Origin of the sequence: Halomonas sp. Ps84H-12, assembly GCF_024124725.1 — a bacterium.
In the GTDB taxonomy this organism is placed as follows: Bacteria; Pseudomonadota; Gammaproteobacteria; order Pseudomonadales; family Halomonadaceae; genus Vreelandella; species Vreelandella aquamarina.
Window position 1 is genome coordinate 1 of the sequence record NZ_JAMXSJ010000049.1, and the last position, 14,540, is coordinate 14,540.

Below are 14,540 nucleotides of genomic sequence, written 5' to 3' on the forward strand. Positions count from 1 at the left end.
TGACGGCGGGCTGAGGGCTCGCCGCGCCCAACCGGCCAGCAGGCAAGGCGTCAGAACCGCCTTGCAGAAGCTGAGGGGCAGGTTAAGAGCCACACAACAGCACCAACACCAACACCAACACCAACACAGGGGGGGGTGAAGAACCCACGCCTCAGCTCATCCATTAACCTCAAGTCCGACAGACTGCTAGGCATGGCGCCCACTCGCCCTGCGATTGACAGCTACCTTTGCTATTATTACATTTAGTTACACCCTTATATCTTTTAGCGTTTTTCGCAAGGTTGAAATTCATGCTGTTCCGTCAGTTCTTCGACAAAACATCCAGCACCTACACCTATCTCATTGCGTCCGGCCGGGGTCGAGAAGCGCTCATCATCGACCCCGTAAAAGAGTCGACGGAGGCCTATCTTGGGTTAATTAATCAACTTGATCTTAAGCTTGTCCGGGCGATTGATACCCACACTCATGCTGACCACGTCACTGCCCTTGGTGATCTGCGTGACGCCACCCAATGCGTCACCATCATGGGTGAATTTACTAACGCGGAATGCGTATCAGAACATGTATCGGAAGGTGATCGAATTGATATCGACGGCATTCGGTTGGAAGCCATTTACACTCCGGGTCACACTGATGAATCCTTCAGTTTTTACTGGAATCAGGGCGACCAGAAGGCGGTATTCACTGGCGATGTGTTATTGATTCGCGGTAGTGGCCGGACTGATTTTCAGGGCGGCGACCCACGCAAGAGCTACGATTCTATCGTTAACAAACTGTTCCGCTTACCTGACGATACGTTGGTATATCCAGCGCATGACTACAAAGGAATGCTGAGCTCCTCCATCTACGAGGAGAAGCATTACAACCCACGTCTGGCGGGCAAATCGGAAGCCGAGTACGCCCGGATCATGAATAATCTTAACTTGCCCGACCCCAAACTGATGGATGTTGCCGTGCCTGCAAATCTGGCATGCGGAAAGCAACCGTGACGTTTGTAAGCATGGATTGTTACCCAATGGCGCAGCACTCTGCATTGAGTACTGAGCCCGGCCTCGATCGTGCCCTGGCGATAGCGATCCTTGCTGGCATTCTCGCCGGTCTCTTTTTGGATAAACCCAGCCGCTATGAGCTGACATAAACTTATTCAGAAGTTCCCTGAAATTAAAGGAGATATTCGATGGATATCAAACAACTTGATGAGCGCTTTAGTGTAACGGCGCAACCTGGTATTGACGATATTGAACAACTGGCAAACGCGGGTTTCCGCACGATTATTGCCAGCAGAGCTCGAAATGAAACGGACGACCAGCCTGATACCCAAACCCTGAAAAACAAGGCAGAGTCCCTGGGCATGACGTGGTACGAAATTCCAGTCGAACCGGGAAAGTACGCCCCTGAGGATATCGAGGCTTTTGCCAGCGCTTTGCAATCATCCACGGACCCGGTTCTCGGCTATTGTCGCACCGGGAAGCGCGCCATCCACTTGTGGGCCTATGCCAAGGCGGCTCACTATCCGATCGCGGACCTGCTCAGCCAAGCCAGCGCAGCCGGCTATGATCTGGAACCACTGCGGGACGATCTTGAGATATATCGAAATCGGATGGGTCAGAAGTGATCGCGAGATCGTCCCGTTAAAACTGGCCTTAAAATGTCAAAATGCCTTGGTGCCATCCGAGGGCTCACGAGCATGACTTTGTCGTTGATGATCGTCACATCTACTGGCCCAAATAAAAAGGACGCGCCACCCACTGGATAACGCGCCCCACAGTGCTTTCCAGGCTCTACAACTCGCCGGTGTGATTCGCCCCAACGGGGTTGCCGAACTCAAACGCATCGAGCTCGCGGTTCAGTTTCGGTACCGGCAAAGTGAATGCGCTGGGAGGGTTCACGGGCGCCGTACTCCTGGCCGGCTTCGCTCTCTTCATGGTGGTTGAGAGCATTGATCGCTTTATCCATCCGGTCACGATTTCGTTCAACGGCGCTATTTTCGTAGCGATCATCGGACTGATCGTCAACGGCGTGTCGGCATAAATTCTTGGCGACCACCATGACCACAGTCATGCCCACCAGGAAGACGATTCACACCACTCTCATGACCATCACGACCACAACCGCCGTGCGGCCTATTTCCACGTGTTGGCCGATGCGCTCACCTCTGTATTGGCCATCGTGGCTCTGCTTGCGGGTAAATACGCCGGGTGGAACTGGATGGACCCGGCAATGGGTATCGTCGGTGCCATTCTCATTACCCGGTGGTCTTGGGGATTATTGAAAGCCACATCGCGCGTGTTACTCGATCAACAGCAAACCGGTATCCAGCAGGGCGTTAAACGAGCGGTAGAATGCGGCGATACGCGCGTGAGTGATCTTCATGTTTGGTCGATTGGGCCTAACTTGTATGCTGCGATTGTCGCGGTCGTTACCCATGACCCTCAGCCGCCCGGTCATTACCGCGATCGTATCCAAACGGATAACGCATCACTTGTGCATGTGACTGTGATAGTCCATACCTGTCCAATGCATTGCGAACTCTCTCAGGATGGGTAGCCAACCACTGTCATACTAAACATTAATCGGAGCCCTCGATCAGGCTAGCAACTTTGGCCAGCAGGGTGCTTGCGGCGTTGTCCGTAAACTGCTGCCCTTCCTCGATGTAGCCCCGCACCGTCCCGTCATGCTTCCAGCCGCCCTGACGCTTGATCTGCGCAAAGTCGACCTTCTCCCGCGCGGCGGCGGTGGATAAACCGCGCCGGAAGCTGTGACTGCTCAGGGTCGGCACGAAGTCCAGGTCGCAGGTTTCCCCGAGCGCCTTCAGGATACGGTTCACTGACCCGCCTGAGAGGGCTTGGGGTTGCAACCGATCCCAGCGATTGACGGCTCGAAAGACGGGTCCTTCGTGAATGCCCGCGCGCTTTAGCCAGTTTTCGAGGGCACTGACCGGGCAGACCGGCCCGTTGCCCCGAGGCAGGGCCCGCTTTAGCCCCTCACCGTGAGGATCCGTTTTCGAGCGCGGCAGAGTCACCACAAGCCCTTCCGGCTCCCACGACAAATCCTCCACTTCAATAGTCACCAACTCACTGCGGCGAAACGCCCCAAAAAAACCGACCTGCAGCAGGGCCCAGTCGCGATGCTTCTTGAGCGAGTCAGGCTGCTGCTGGAGTGTTTGCAGAAAGACGGCAATGTGTTCGAGGCGCAGCGCCCGGGCTTGCCGTTTCGGCCGACCATGGACGCGACGAATCCCTTCCAACGTTTTGCGCACGCCAGGGTCCCGAGCGGGATCACGCAATCCCTGAGTCTGGTGCCAGCGCCCCAGGGCCGTCAGGTAGACATCCAGCGTGCGAGGATTAAGCGCGACTGCCTGGTCGGACAGGTAGGCCGCCAAGGTCGCCGGCTGTGTCGGTAGACGTCCGCCCCAGCGCTCAAAGCTTCGAATGGCCGCACGGTAGGTTCGGCGCGTGTTGTCCGTGGTGGCCATGTGGATGTACCGATTAGCCGAATCGGCTAACAGGGTCTTTTCCGTATTACGTAATGTGGACCTGGTGGTGGGTTTTGGATCCATGATCACTCCAATTCGAGGCGTGCTCTCAAGAGCCGGTGGTGTACCGGTGTTACAGGGGCAGAATAGAGCAGACCACACTCTAACGCACGTTAATACGCTTTAACGTGCGTTATGGGTCTTAAATTAACTTTGTTAATTATCTCATAAATAACGTAATATTACATATCACGTTATATGATAAAAATGAGGCATGTCATGGCCCGCGCCGGAATTACCTACCAGGATGTCGCCAACGCTGCGCAACGCGTCCGCCAACGCGGTGACGAGCCCACTGTCGACCGGGTGCGATCGGAGCTCGGTACCGGCAGTCGCAGCACGCTTGGGCCAATGCTGAAACGTTGGAAAACAGGCAGCGAAGCCGCAGCGGATCTGAACGGACTCCCGGCTGACTTGGTGGCCGCCGTGAAAGCCCTGCATGAGCGAGCTCAATACGCTGCCGATGAACGTATTACGCAGGAGCGCGAAGCGCACCAGACGCTGGAACAGCAATGGCGCACCGAGCTGGAAGAGGTGCGGCAGCGGTGCGAGTCACTGGAAGAGCAACGCTGCGGGCTGGAGAAGGCCAATGAAGCGCTTCGCAACGAAAGCGATGCCCAGGCCCACGCTCTGCAACAGGAACAGCACCGGGCGGCCTCACTCACGTCCAAACTGGAGGCAAGTCAGGAGAAACTCAGTGAGACCACTGCAACCGTCCAAGAGATGAAGCAGGAAAACCGCGATATCCGCAGCCATTTCGAGCACTACCAGCAGGAGATTGCCGAGGATCGCCGTCATGAACGGGACCAGTTCCACAGGACCCAGTCAGGGCTGGAGGGTCAGGTGGATCAGCTGACGCAGCAGCTCCGCTCCAGCGAACAGGACCGCGACACGCTGAGACAACATCGCGACCAAATAAACCAGCGCTATGAGGCCAGTCAGGATCACGCTGAAAACTTGAAAGAAAAGTTGCACGCGAGCCAGGCCGTCATAACACAATGGGCAACGCGAACAGAAACGCTGGAAGCGACAGTCGACCGCCTCCAGCTGGAGCGAGATAGCGACGCCGAACACCGGGAGAAGCTTGGTGCGGCCCTAACGGATTCTGAAAAACATCTCGCGGCCTGCCAGCAGCGGATCTCCGACCTCAGAGAGCGCGTGGCAGCGGCTGACGACCGAAACCAGTTCCTCAACGATCAGAATCGCGAATTACTGCAGGAAAAAGCTGTCCTCCAGGGTCAGTTGAAACAACTACAAACAAGCCTGGCTAAATAGCCCGCTATTGTCTCGGCCTGATCATCCCTGAGAGTTGCGAGTAATGCCAATCGCGCAAGGAGAAGTTTAGATGTCTACCGTGACCTTTGGCAGGCTGCGAGCTGCGGCAAAACGCATTCAGCATGATGCGCTGACGGTTTATTTTGTGGCGCGAGACTCGAATACCCCCATAGTCGTTCGGCTGCTTGCGCTCGCAATCGCAGCGTACGCCATGAGTCCAATTGATCTCATTCCGGACTTCATACCGATCCTGGGCTATCTTGACGACATTATCTTGGTCCCGCTGGGCATCGTCCTTGTCATCAAGCTGACGCCATCGAATGTGATAGAAGCGAGTCGCTCGAAAGCAGCTAAAGTGGCAACCAAGCCGATCAGCCACGTTGCGGCCGCAGTCGTTATTGGCACATGGCTTTTATGTGCCGCGGCTTTTGGCTACTGGGTGTGGGAATACGGCAGGTAACGCATCGTCTGCACGCGATGAAATAGTTAATTTAGGGCTTGTAAAACAGATGGTTAATGCGCTTTTTGGAGGATTTCGTCAGAATCGTTGCCGACCCTCAGGTGGGAACGCTGCACCGTTCGTCGCTCTCAGCAGCGCCTGCTGGCCTCGTCGCAGGTGGGAATACTGCACCGTTGGCTTCCCAAGGCACGGGCTCCCGGCCCTGCCATAGGTGGAAACGTTGCACTGTTGGCCGCCCAGAGCACGGGCTCCCGGCCCTGCCATAGGTGGGAACGTTGCACCGTTGGCCTCCTCGAGCGCCAGCTCCCGACCCTTCCGATAGGTGGGGACGTTGCACCGTTGGCCTCCTCGAGCGCCAGCTCCCGACCCTTCCGATAGGTGGGAACGTTGCACCGTTGGCCTCCTCGAGCGCCAGCTCCCGACCCTTCCGATAGGTGGGAACGTTGCACCGTTGGCCTCCTCGAGCGCCAGCTCCCGACCCTTCCGATAGGTGGGGACGTTGCACCGTTGGCCTCCTCGAGCGCCAGCTCCCGACCCTTCCGATAGGTGGGAACGTTGCACCGTTGGCCGCCCAGGGCACCGGCTCCCGGCCCTACCATAGGTGGGAACGCTGCACCGTTGGCCGCCCAGGGCACCGGCTCCCGGCCCGGCCGTAGGTGGGAACGCTGCACCGTTGGCCTCCTCGAGCGCCAGCTCCCGACCCTTCCGATAGGTGGGAACGTTGCACCGTTGGCCGCCCAGGGCACCGGCTCCCGGCCCTACCATAGGTGGGAACGCTGCACCGTTGGCCGCCCAGGGCACCGGCTCCCGGCCCGGCCGTAGGTGGAAACGTTGCACCGTTGGCCGCCCAGGGCACCGGCTCCCGGCCCTGCCATAGGTGGGAACGCTGCACCGTTGGCCGCCCAGGGCACCGGCTCCCGGCCCTGCCATAGGTGGGAACGCTGCACCGTTGGCCGCCCAGGGCACCGGCTCCCGGCCCTGCCGTAGGTGGGAACGCTGTACCGTTCGTCGCTATCAGCAGCGCCTGCTGGCCTCGTCGCAGGTGGGAATACTGCACCGTTGGCTTCCCAAGGCACGGGCTCCCGGCCCTGCCATAGGTGGAAACGTTGCACCGTTGGCCTCCTCGAGCGCCAGCTCCCGACCCTTCCGATAGGTGGGAACGTTGCACCGTTCGTCGCTCTCAGCAGCGCCTGCTGGCCTCGTCGCAGGCGGGAACGCTGCACCATTGACTATCTCGTGCGCCAGCTGCTGGTCGACCTGCCCTCTCCTGGCTTCATGGAGCATTCATAAAGCAGCACTCGGCGCCATGGGAGGCTGTTGTCTCCCTCGGAAGTCCTACACCCACCAAGTCCAGGCTCAACCAGCCGAGATCCAGGCCAGCCATCGCTCTGTTCTCTAGCTACCAGCGCGGGTTTGGGGGGGCATCCTCCAAATGTTAACGGTATAAAGTTAGTTGCAACCGGGCCTGTATCCACATTTCCTGTGGGCAACCTTGTGGGTAAGTGCCATTTTGGCGGTGGGAATGCTGCACCGATGGCGGTCACTTTCGGTGGGAATGTTGCACAGGTTATTTTTTGACCAGCCCGATCACTGTTTTTTTCGGTGGGGATGTTGCACCGTACGCTAGAGCCCAGATTCCCTAGCATCTGTCAATCAGGTAGTCAGCCATTTATGTAGGTGGGGATGCTGCACTTTTGAACCCATCACACCCTTAAATGTGGACAATTTAACGGTTTCTGTGGGTATCTCCTGAATAACTTTCACCCATAGGTGGGGATGTTGCACCGTAAGCGGTGGGGATGTTGCACCGTAAGCGGTGGGGATGCTGCACCGTAGATTTTCTATATTCCTTTTTCTTTCATGATGTTATGACGCTTTCAATCGCCCATAACCCTGTTTTAGCCCCGAACTATCCCTATATCCCTTTACCTATACAACCCCATTGACCCTTCGGTGTGTTCTCCCGCCAGCTTCGGCTGACCTTATTGGTCACTCCTGGCATAGAAACCTCCGATCTATCCTCCTCGGCATGCTGCAAATGCTACATGGCATGAAAAAGCCCCTCCAGCAAAACTGCCAGAGGGGCTTTGAAAGCGGCTGAGCCGCAATCGCTACATCAAGCCTTGTTCAGCGAAGCTCGTGCAGTCCGTGCCTGCCACGATGATGTGATCAAGCACTTTCACGTCGAGCAACCCAAGGACCTCCTGGATGCGCTTAGTGATCTGACGATCTGCATGACTCGGCTCAATCGAACCCGAAGGGTGGTTGTGCGTGAGGATCACAGCCCCAGCATTCACCTCAAGAGCCCTGCGAGCTATCTCACGCGGATAGACCGAGGCACTGTTAAGCGTGCCCTGGAACAGCTCCTCATGCTGGATCAGCCGATGCTGGGAATCCAGCCAGCTAACCGAGAAGACCTCATAGGGTACTGTGGCATAGCGAATCGTCAGGTAGTCCAGGGTGATGTTCGGCCGATTGAAAACGGCGTTAAAGTCCTGGTACTTGCCATAAAACCGCTTTTCGATGATCCGCAAAGCCTCTGCTATCACAGCGTCCTCTTCCTTCTTGCGCTGGCCAGGGTCCACTGCAAGCCCCTTTCCAGGGAAGGCATAGACCTCAGCCGGCTCGGATACTGCGAACAGATCCATCTGGTTCGTGCGCTTCATCACATTCTCCTCTCTCTCATACCCGTTGCCGGGCCTCACCCAGAGATAGGGAGATCACTGACGTGGCCGCTCTTCATGTCACCACCCGCCCTATCTCCCCACGAGACCTGCATTCCGCAGGAATGAGAGAGGAGATGGATCATGAGCAAGAGCAAGCGTGCGATCGACGGCATTCGGGAAGCACTCATCCAGGGCCTGAAGGAAGGCACCGCCCCCTGGCAGAAACCCTGGAAGCCCGGTGACACGGATGTGAGCCAGCCCTACAACGCCTCTTCAGGCCGCGTGTATACGGGTTGGTCGAACATCGTGAGCCTCTGGGTCGCAGCAGATCGATTCGGCTACACGAGCCCTGCCTGGGTCACCTTCAAGCAAGCGAAGGATCTCGGCACACACCCTCGCAAGGGGGAAAAGGGCACTCCGGTGGAATTCTGGAAGTTCCACAAGAAGCGCGAGAAGGACGAGAACGGCAAAATCGAGGAGAAGGTCATCCCGGTGAACCGTATCTTCTACGTCTTCAACGAGCAGCAGCTGGCTGACCCGCTGACGGAGGCTGCCAAGCCCCCCGTCATTGAGGCCCAACCAGAGCCCGTGCAGTTCGTTGCGCGGCTGATTGAGGCCTCAGGGGTAGCTCTGACCTGGGGAGGCGACAAGGCCTACTACCGGCCCTCTACGGACGGCATCCGCCTGCCTCGCCCTGAGCAGTTCCATGAAGTCAGCGAAATTGCGGCGACTGGGCTGCATGAGCTGATTCATGCGACTGGCGCTGCCAACCGCTTGAACCGCGACAAGAGCGATCGCGCTCGAGAGGAGGTGGTGGCGGAAGCTGGCGCCTGGCTTGCTGCTATGCGTTTCGGCCTGCCTGCCACCCCGGAAAACTCCGCGTCCTACCTCACCGGCTGGGCCTCACGGCTCACTGGCGATCAGGCGAAGGAGCTGGACCGTGCTCTGTCTGATGCACAGAAGGCGGTCACCTTCATTGAACAGCTCGCACAAGAGTGCGGGATGCTTGATGAAGCCCCGGAGTCACCAGCCGCTACTGCGGTTGCGTGATAGCAACACCCATTCAACAGCCTTCCCCCCCGGGAAGGCTTTTTTTCTGGGCGGCAGTTTTCCCTGGCGCTATGTATGTATTATATGTACAGTACATACATACAATACATACACCGGGAGAGAGAGGCATGACGATCAAGCCTGAGATCCAACAGCGCATTGTAGCGGCCGCGGAAGAGCTGGTAGCGGAAGGCGTGGACAAGCCCACCAATGAGCAGGTCCGGGAGCGCCTGGGCGGCGGCTCCCTATCCCATATCTCGCCGGTCATGCGGGAGTGGAGGGAGAGCCAGATGGTCACGGCCGTCGCCATCCGGGACATGCCCAAGGAGATTCGCACGGTCCTCGAGCGCGTTGGTGCCGAGCTGTGGCGCAGCGCCAGCCAGCTGGCGGATGAGGATGTTGAGAGGATTCGCGCCCAGTCGAATGAGCAGCTGAAGGCCGCTCATGACGAGCGCGATGAAGCCCTCAGGGAAATCGAGCGGCTTGAGGCTCGCATCACGTCCATGCGGGAGGACCACGAACACGAGAAGGCACAGGTTGCACGGCTGACGGAAGACAACCAGACCCTGGCCACCGAAACGGCTACCGCCAAGCAACGCGCCGAGGACGCCATGGAGCGTGTCAACGATCTCCATGGCCAGCTGAGCCGGCAAAGCGACCAGCTGGAGACAGCTCGCGGCCAGGTACAGCAGTTGCAGTCGGCCGTGGATCAGCTGCGCGAGGACAAGGCCTCGATCGGCAACCAGTTGGCCACCGTCGAGAGTGACCTCAAGAGCACCACCAGAGAGCTTGAAGCCGCCCATCAACGGGAATCACGCCTCCAGCAGACCCTGGAAGAGGTCAGCCAGGAGCTGTCCTCGCTCCAGCAGGAGCAGGCCAGCCTGCGCTCGGAGCAAGCCTCGACCGCCAAGCGGAACGACGAGCTGAAGGAAGAGAGCGCCACCCTACGAAGCACCATCGACCAACTCAGGGCCTCGGGCAGCGAGGCAAACGCCGAGCTGAAGACCGCCCGGGAGCAGATCGAGGAGCTGAAGGGGATCAGGCAAGAGCTGGCCGATACGCGGACAGAACTCGCGGTCTCGCAAGCCCGTGAAGAGGCGTTGCGTGGCCAGTTAGACCAGCGCCCCGATGCGTCACAACCGACACGGGGCGATAAATCCTAAGCACGGAGGAACCATGACGTTCAAAGCCCCCATCACGATTGCCAGTGCTGTGCTGGCGCTCTCCCCCACCTTGGCGCCAGCTGACATGATCCTGGGCAGCTGGAATGTGCGCCAGCTCGGCTGGGACAACGGCAAGGAAGTCGAGAAGGTCGCCCATGTCGCCCAGTCGATGGACCTCATCGCCTTGCAGGAGCTGATGGACGAGAGCGCCCTCGAGGAGCTGGTCGCCCACCTCGAGTCGACAACCGGCGAAGCCTGGGGAGCCATGGCCAGTCATTCCCTTGGCGAGGGGGAGCGTTACCGGGAGCACTACGGCTTTGTCTGGCGCCTGTCGGAGGTGGAGTACGCTGAGGGGGCCGTGGTGTTCTTGGATCATGATGACGTGTTCGCCCGTGAGCCCTACTCAGCCATGTTCCGCGATCGCGAGACGGGGCAGGAGCTGGCGCTGGCCAACCTGCATGTCATCTATGGGGATAGCGTCAGCGAACGTGCGCGGGAGGTGGAGGCCTTGGCCGACTACTGGGGATGGCTGGAGGAAGTCTACCCAGACACGCCGCGAGTCCTGGCCGGCGACTTCAACCTGGAGCCGGACCACGAGGCCTGGGGGCCTCTGCGATCTGCTGGCGCCTCTCCCGCGCTGAATCGTGTGGCGACCACGCTGGCGCATGAGACCGGCGTGTACCGGCACCTCTACGACAACTTCTGGCTCAACCCGAACGAACTCTCCATCAGCGATACTGGTGTGATCCCGTTTCCCACCTTGCTGGGCATGAACCACGAGGAGGCTCGGTCCAGGGTCTCCGACCACGCGCCGATTTTCCTGGCCACCGATGGCGCTGAGATTCAGCTCTATGCCTGGCCTGGCACTGACGCCACACCGAGCGAAGACGTGGCGCCGTCCGACCTGAGCTGCATAGACCTCAACGAGAGCCCGGAGGGTGCCCTGGAGGGGCTGCCCCACATCGGTCCTGCCCGGGCCGAGCTTGTCGCCGAGGGACGCCCCTGGGGCTCTGTGGCGGCGCTGAAGGATATAGATGGCCTTGGGCCTGTTCGTGTCGCCGACATCCGCGAGAGCGGTCTCCTGTGCCCGCTGAGCGTGGCTGGCTGACAGTGGGCGCCCTACCTCCCCTCGAGACCTGCATCCGGCAGGAATGAGAGAGGAGATGGATCATGAGCGCACACGACGACATCCTGGATAGGCTGTGGGCGGCACGTCCGAAGGTCTACACCGCAATCTGCAAAGACATGGCCGGGGAGTGGGACTTGCGCATTGAGTATGTGCAAGTCACGCCTCAGGCCGATCGCGAGGTAGAGCACCAAATGGCTATCCAGAAAGCCAAGGAGTCCTGCGCGGGGGCATGGGAGCGTGGCGTGGAGTACGCGCCCTGCATGTCGACGCCAGACACCAGCGCCATCGCCTGCATAGGCTTGTTCGAGGGAGGTGTCGAGCCGGCTATGCTCGATGAGGCCTACTTCGACTGTTCTGCATAACGCGCATCTCGACTGCGTGCTTCACTGGGATGGGAGGTGATCCTGGCCGGACACCCCCCACCCCACCTTCCCTCAGGCACCGGCCTGCCGCCTTGTGTCATCCCCTTCCCTACCTCCTCACGAGACCTGCAATCCCGCAGGAATGAGAGGAGAAAGCACCATGACGATGAAGACAGCCACCCTCACTGACGCCCAGTGGGCTGACATCATGCAGCTGGTTGGCCGCGGCGAATCGGATCTCGCCGAGTACGTTCCCCACCATGCCAGCAAGGATGGGTACTCGCCCGAAGAGATCGATGACCTGGAGAGGTTGCTCAAGGGTGATGCCTCAGCGGCGCTGTCCAAGCAGCTGGCTGACGACACAGATGCTTCCAGTGAGGCGCCAGCGACCCGGACCTACACCGCCTTCTGCCAGGAGAGTAATGGCACAGGCACGGTCTGGATCAGCTCCATCGAGGTTGATGCACAGGAGAACCGCGACAAGGAGCTGGTGGCAGCTGAAGAGCAGGCGAGGTACGAATGCGCCCGTGACTGGGACCGTTTGACCGACCCTGACGATGAAGACTCCCCGCTCGATATAAGCGGCATAGTCTGCATGGGCCTTGCCGATGGCGAGGTTAACATTGCGATGTGGGATGACTCTCACTTCGAGTAGGACCAATTAAAAAGCACCACCCTCCTCTGGGTGGTGCTTTTCTTTATACAGACATAGGTACTACAGCAAGGCTATTTGTTGTTTAGCAAAATCAGTGGCGTCTTTCAGTTTTTTCTGGTCCTGCCTGCTAATGCGGACATTCCCAATGACCTGATCAGCCATCGCGATTAGGGCTGAATATTGATCTTTGGCTTTGCTGTCCTCTTCAAAAGCTACATACGAGTTGGCAACACTTAGTTGCATGCGAATGAAACGTGCGACCTGAAGCCCTGCATGATCAATATTATCACTGGATGCTAGCAGTCTACCGAACATGTCAGCATAGTATCCCGCTTTATCCAGGTTAGGATCGCGGTTGTGACTATAGCTTGAAGTGAGCCACCCGCTAGGGATGGGGGCAGCGTTGGAGCGTGTGTACGACGCATGGTATTCATACAAGGCGTAAGTCGCATCCAGGCTGCCTTTTTCGGACAGGTAGCCCAGGTAAAAGAGACCGTCCTTGGGCCGGAAGCGATCTGACCTCCCAAAATCACTGATACAATTCCAATACGCCATGATGGCGTCGGGATCGCCCTGCTGGGCTAATGCCTCAACACTCCAGTGAGGCTCTTGGTAAGGGCATGTGTCATTACCGTCAATTTCATTGTCCCCCTGTTTGGCAATCAACCTCAATGCCGGCGGATAACCATCTCGAGCTAGAGGTTCAATAATCCCCATGGCGCGCTCCTCACGCCCAAGCTGGTAGTTTCGCAGTCCCTCCTCATATTTTACTTTTTCACCACCCTGCTCGACATACTGAGATATTTTTGGGGGCTCCCTATCTATCGTGCTGGCGCAGCCTGTTAATGCCATGGTAACAAGCACTACAAATGATCCCTTCAGCATTATTGTGTCTCCATTAAAATCGCCCTAGTGGTTGTTCAGGCCTCACTTGTTGCCGCTCAATTATGGAGCGGTTCGCCGAGATTATATCAGCCTGGATGCCCAGAAGACCGCAAGGGTCACTTCACCCCCTATCCCCTCTCGAGACCTGCAATCCCGCAGGAATGAGAGGAGAAGCCCAATGAAGACCATCAATGCAGTCCGCCACCATGACGCCGACGCTGGCCTGGCATGGCTGGAAGTGCCGAAGCCCATCGTGAAAGGCCTGGGGATAGACAATGCTATCTCGCGCAAGTGCCTTGTCGACGCTACCAGCGTCTACCTCACGGAGCCCGTGGCTTCCCGCCTTGTGCTGCTGACGCTGGAGGACAAGCAGGTTGAAGTGGTGATCAGCGAGCAGCCGGCCTCACAGGAGACCATGGTTCAAGAGCTGAGCGGCTATACGCCTGCTCGCCTCGGAGACCAAGTGACCCTCCTCGAGGACCGCCTGATCGACCTGCCTCGGGTCAACGACCTGGGGGGCGAGGAGATCCTGGAGATTGCCTCGCAACTGCAAGACCGGGCGCAGCGCTACTGCAACGTCATGCTGCCTGAACACGAGTGGGTCTCTGACCTGCTGCAATTCAAGAAGGGGCTGGAAGCAGAAGTGGCGCTGCGTGATTGCACGGCCCACACCTCGACGGTCGGCATGATGACCGAGGTGCGCCGCGGCAACAGCGAGGGGTACGTCTGCACGGCTTACCTGACGCGAGCCCTGTCGAAGGCAGGCTTGGTCGCTGTCCCCGTGGTGGCCGCCAAGTTCTGGAGCTGGGAGCAAGCCGACCAGCTCTCGAGGAAGATCCAGGAGTGGTACTGCTGGTGAGCTGCCGGATCGCCATGATCCACATAGACGGAAAGGGCCAGTGGCCCTCTGGAGGAAAGCATGTCCAGCATCACGTTTGTGACGGATCAACGACCCGGTGAGCCTGATCTCCTGTCAGGACATCAGCTCGAGGCGTTGACCATCATGGATCTGGATCGCAGCAAGGTGCTGCTGCGTGTCCTGCCGTCTGGCCCATGGACCCATGAGGCCCTGGTCGAGACGGGGGATGGCATCGCACAGATGCTGCCCCAGGAGGTCGAGAATGGCGTTGAGGCCTTTCTCGGCTCCCAGTGGGTAGGCAGCACTGAAGTGTGACCTACCGGATCGCTCGATCCTTTCTCAAGCCCCTCCTCTTCTGAGGCTGGGGCTTTTTCATGGTGCGCCAGGCATGGCGCGCAGCGCCAATTAGGCGCTATCCGGTCCGCCGTGGTGGTTGGCCGGATGACTTGGGGGTGAAAGTCCCCTACGGACCCTGATAGCGGGAACCGTTAGCTGAACAGC

15 protein-coding genes and 1 pseudogene are annotated in these 14,540 nt (G+C 58.6%); 13 read left to right on the forward strand and 3 right to left on the reverse strand.

Going from position 1 to position 14,540, the window contains the following annotated elements:
- The first annotated feature begins 290 nt into the window (after positions 1-290).
- The 4 genes and pseudogenes from NH344_RS16720 to dmeF all read left to right on the forward strand — a co-directional run bounded on the left by NH344_RS16720 (position 291) and on the right by dmeF (position 2,547).
- Complete coding sequence (locus tag NH344_RS16720) at positions 291-989, forward strand: MBL fold metallo-hydrolase (RefSeq protein WP_008295674.1); 699 nt, start codon at positions 291-293, stop codon at positions 987-989.
- Positions 990-1,015: 26 nt separating this feature from the next.
- Entirely contained in the window at positions 1,016-1,138 is a 123-nt protein-coding gene (locus tag NH344_RS18280; RefSeq protein ID WP_290444065.1) for a hypothetical protein, read from the forward strand.
- A gap of 39 nt (positions 1,139-1,177) precedes the next feature.
- Positions 1,178-1,615, forward strand: a complete 438-nt coding sequence (locus tag NH344_RS16725; RefSeq protein WP_008295672.1) for a TIGR01244 family sulfur transferase — start codon at positions 1,178-1,180, stop codon at positions 1,613-1,615.
- Positions 1,616-1,866: 251 nt separating this feature from the next.
- Positions 1,867-2,547 (forward strand): annotated as a pseudogene (gene dmeF, locus NH344_RS16730) (CDF family Co(II)/Ni(II) efflux transporter DmeF).
- 22 nt (positions 2,548-2,569) lie between these two features.
- On the opposite strand, the gene NH344_RS16735 reads toward dmeF, so the two are convergent.
- On the reverse strand, positions 2,570-3,559 hold the full coding sequence (locus tag NH344_RS16735; RefSeq protein ID WP_023659524.1) for a site-specific integrase: 990 nt from the start codon (positions 3,557-3,559) through the stop codon (positions 2,570-2,572).
- Positions 3,560-3,754: 195 nt separating this feature from the next.
- Here NH344_RS16735 and NH344_RS16740 point away from each other — a divergent pair, with 195 nt between their 5' ends.
- Both NH344_RS16740 and NH344_RS16745 read left to right on the forward strand, forming a co-directional pair.
- Complete coding sequence (locus NH344_RS16740) at positions 3,755-4,810, forward strand: DNA-binding protein (protein ID WP_023659525.1); 1,056 nt, start codon at positions 3,755-3,757, stop codon at positions 4,808-4,810.
- A gap of 70 nt (positions 4,811-4,880) precedes the next feature.
- Entirely contained in the window at positions 4,881-5,270 is a 390-nt protein-coding gene (locus NH344_RS16745; protein ID WP_008295667.1) for a DUF1232 domain-containing protein, read from the forward strand.
- A 2,111-nt stretch (positions 5,271-7,381) separates the two neighbouring features.
- Here the strand turns inward: NH344_RS16745 and radC are convergent.
- On the reverse strand, positions 7,382-7,936 hold the full coding sequence (gene radC / locus NH344_RS16750) for a DNA repair protein RadC (protein WP_022524312.1): 555 nt from the start codon (positions 7,934-7,936) through the stop codon (positions 7,382-7,384).
- 141 nt (positions 7,937-8,077) lie between these two features.
- Here radC and NH344_RS16755 point away from each other — a divergent pair, with 141 nt between their 5' ends.
- The 5 genes from NH344_RS16755 (at position 8,078) to NH344_RS16775 (ending at position 12,295) form a co-directional block, all read left to right on the forward strand.
- Positions 8,078-8,986: an ArdC-like ssDNA-binding domain-containing protein gene (locus tag NH344_RS16755; RefSeq protein WP_022524314.1), complete on the forward strand. Its 909-nt coding sequence runs from the start codon at positions 8,078-8,080 to the stop codon at positions 8,984-8,986.
- 128 nt (positions 8,987-9,114) lie between these two features.
- Entirely contained in the window at positions 9,115-10,149 is a 1,035-nt protein-coding gene (locus tag NH344_RS16760; RefSeq protein WP_230834751.1) for a DNA-binding protein, read from the forward strand.
- Between the two features lie 13 nt (positions 10,150-10,162).
- Positions 10,163-11,257, forward strand: coding sequence for an endonuclease/exonuclease/phosphatase family protein (locus tag NH344_RS16765; protein ID WP_253028178.1), 1,095 nt, complete (start codon positions 10,163-10,165; stop codon positions 11,255-11,257).
- 62 nt (positions 11,258-11,319) lie between these two features.
- Positions 11,320-11,640 (forward strand): hypothetical protein, encoded by a 321-nt coding sequence (locus NH344_RS16770; protein ID WP_074211819.1) that lies wholly within the window; start codon positions 11,320-11,322, stop codon positions 11,638-11,640.
- A gap of 160 nt (positions 11,641-11,800) precedes the next feature.
- Entirely contained in the window at positions 11,801-12,295 is a 495-nt protein-coding gene (locus NH344_RS16775; protein ID WP_074211820.1) for a hypothetical protein, read from the forward strand.
- A 60-nt stretch (positions 12,296-12,355) separates the two neighbouring features.
- On the opposite strand, the gene NH344_RS16780 is transcribed toward NH344_RS16775, so the two are convergent.
- Positions 12,356-13,180, reverse strand: coding sequence for a hypothetical protein (locus NH344_RS16780; protein ID WP_228219947.1), 825 nt, complete (start codon positions 13,178-13,180; stop codon positions 12,356-12,358).
- Between the two features lie 178 nt (positions 13,181-13,358).
- Between NH344_RS16780 and NH344_RS16785 the strand changes: the two genes are divergently transcribed.
- A complete protein-coding gene (locus NH344_RS16785; protein ID WP_074211822.1) occupies positions 13,359-14,039 on the forward strand; it encodes a hypothetical protein in 681 nt (226 codons plus the stop codon).
- 60 nt (positions 14,040-14,099) lie between these two features.
- Positions 14,100-14,354, forward strand: a complete 255-nt coding sequence (locus NH344_RS16790) for a hypothetical protein (protein ID WP_053857281.1) — start codon at positions 14,100-14,102, stop codon at positions 14,352-14,354.
- Positions 14,355-14,540: the final 186 nt, after the last annotated feature.

Coding starts and splice junctions, on each gene's coding strand:
- NH344_RS16735 (WP_023659524.1), bottom strand. CDS start 3,559: ATGGATCCAAAACCCACCACCAGGTCCACATTACGTAATACGGAAAAG.
- NH344_RS16780 (WP_228219947.1), bottom strand. CDS start 13,180: ATGCTGAAGGGATCATTTGTAGTGCTTGTTACCATGGCATTAACAGGC.
- NH344_RS16755 (WP_022524314.1), top strand. CDS start 8,078: ATGAGCAAGAGCAAGCGTGCGATCGACGGCATTCGGGAAGCACTCATC.
- NH344_RS16760 (WP_230834751.1), top strand. CDS start 9,115: ATGACGATCAAGCCTGAGATCCAACAGCGCATTGTAGCGGCCGCGGAA.
- NH344_RS16725 (WP_008295672.1), top strand. CDS start 1,178: ATGGATATCAAACAACTTGATGAGCGCTTTAGTGTAACGGCGCAACCT.
- radC (WP_022524312.1), bottom strand. CDS start 7,936: ATGAAGCGCACGAACCAGATGGATCTGTTCGCAGTATCCGAGCCGGCT.
- NH344_RS16745 (WP_008295667.1), top strand. CDS start 4,881: ATGTCTACCGTGACCTTTGGCAGGCTGCGAGCTGCGGCAAAACGCATT.
- NH344_RS16740 (WP_023659525.1), top strand. CDS start 3,755: ATGGCCCGCGCCGGAATTACCTACCAGGATGTCGCCAACGCTGCGCAA.
- NH344_RS16770 (WP_074211819.1), top strand. CDS start 11,320: ATGAGCGCACACGACGACATCCTGGATAGGCTGTGGGCGGCACGTCCG.
- NH344_RS18280 (WP_290444065.1), top strand. CDS start 1,016: ATGGCGCAGCACTCTGCATTGAGTACTGAGCCCGGCCTCGATCGTGCC.
- NH344_RS16790 (WP_053857281.1), top strand. CDS start 14,100: ATGTCCAGCATCACGTTTGTGACGGATCAACGACCCGGTGAGCCTGAT.
- NH344_RS16775 (WP_074211820.1), top strand. CDS start 11,801: ATGACGATGAAGACAGCCACCCTCACTGACGCCCAGTGGGCTGACATC.
- NH344_RS16765 (WP_253028178.1), top strand. CDS start 10,163: ATGACGTTCAAAGCCCCCATCACGATTGCCAGTGCTGTGCTGGCGCTC.
- NH344_RS16720 (WP_008295674.1), top strand. CDS start 291: ATGCTGTTCCGTCAGTTCTTCGACAAAACATCCAGCACCTACACCTAT.
- NH344_RS16785 (WP_074211822.1), top strand. CDS start 13,359: ATGAAGACCATCAATGCAGTCCGCCACCATGACGCCGACGCTGGCCTG.